The organism is Mycobacterium sp. E1214, from assembly GCF_001666755.1.
Classification (GTDB): domain Bacteria; phylum Actinomycetota; class Actinomycetes; order Mycobacteriales; family Mycobacteriaceae; genus Mycobacterium.
This window is the reverse complement of sequence record NZ_LZJC01000147.1, coordinates 1-993: the sequence shown is the minus strand read 5'-3', so window position 1 is coordinate 993 and position 993 is coordinate 1. Positions and strand designations below refer to the sequence as shown.

The window sequence follows — 993 nt, the reverse complement described above, 5'->3', positions numbered from 1 at the left end:
CCCCCGCCTCCCGCCGTGGCGCCGGCCGATCTCGAGGGACTGTTGCCCAGCCTCAACGACGTCAGAAACATCGCCGGTGACCAGAACCTGAAGGGCGACGACCCGGTGCGCCAGCTCGCGCCGCTGAATTCCAAAGACGCCGGCTACGATCCGCCCGACTGCGCCGTCACCGTCGCCGTCGGCGTCGGCGAGGTGTACACGGTCCAACCCGTTCAGGGCATCTTCATGACCGGCTACTTCGACCTGCAAAACGCCGGCAACCCACGCGGTTCGGTCCAGTCGGTCGCCGCGCTCGCGGACGCGGCGGCGGCGCGCACCCAACTGACCAACCTGCAGTCGACCTGGGCGCGGTGCGCCGGCGCGGGCCTCAAACTCACCTATCCGGACACGCACCGCACGGTCGGATTTGCGGTCGATCCGCCCGCTGATTCCGGGGGCGGCGTCGTCACCATGGAGGTCCGCACCCAGGGGCAGCCGGTGCGATTCGTCCTCGCGATGGCCGCCAAGGACAACGTGTTCGTCGAAGTGCGCGCGAGCGCCACCGCGTCCGAACGGGCCCACCGGGCCGCCCTGGACGTGGTCAATTACGTGCTCGGCAAGATCCCGGGCTGATGAGGACCGCACGATGAGCAATCCGCAGCAACCGTACGGCCCCAACCCGTACGGTGGTGGCCACCAATTCGGTGGATTTCCCGGCGCCCCTCCAGTTTTCACCGCACCCCCGCCGATGCGCCCGCGCGCCAACACCTTTGCGACCCTGTCGGTGGTGTTCGCGTTCGTCTTCGCCCCCGTCGGAGCCTTGTTCGGTCACCTCGGGCTCCGGCAGATCCGGCGCACCGGTCAGGCCGGCCGCGACCGCGCCATCGTCGGGTTGATCCTTTCCTACGCGGTGATCACCCTGGCCGTGGTGGCCTTGATCGCATGGCTCACCCGGCCCGACGACAACCCGGTTCGGACGGCCGCACCCAGCACCACGACAGCCCCGGCCACGAC

At 69.5% G+C, this 993-nt stretch carries 2 protein-coding genes; both read left to right on the top strand.

The features are described 5' to 3' along the window. On the top strand, positions 1-612 hold a 612-nt coding region (locus A5700_RS20685; protein WP_197504166.1), incomplete at its 5' end, for a sensor domain-containing protein. Between the two features lie 13 nt (positions 613-625). Continuing rightward, positions 626-993: DUF4190 domain-containing protein (locus tag A5700_RS20680; RefSeq protein WP_156671332.1), on the top strand; the 368-nt coding region annotated here is incomplete at its 3' end.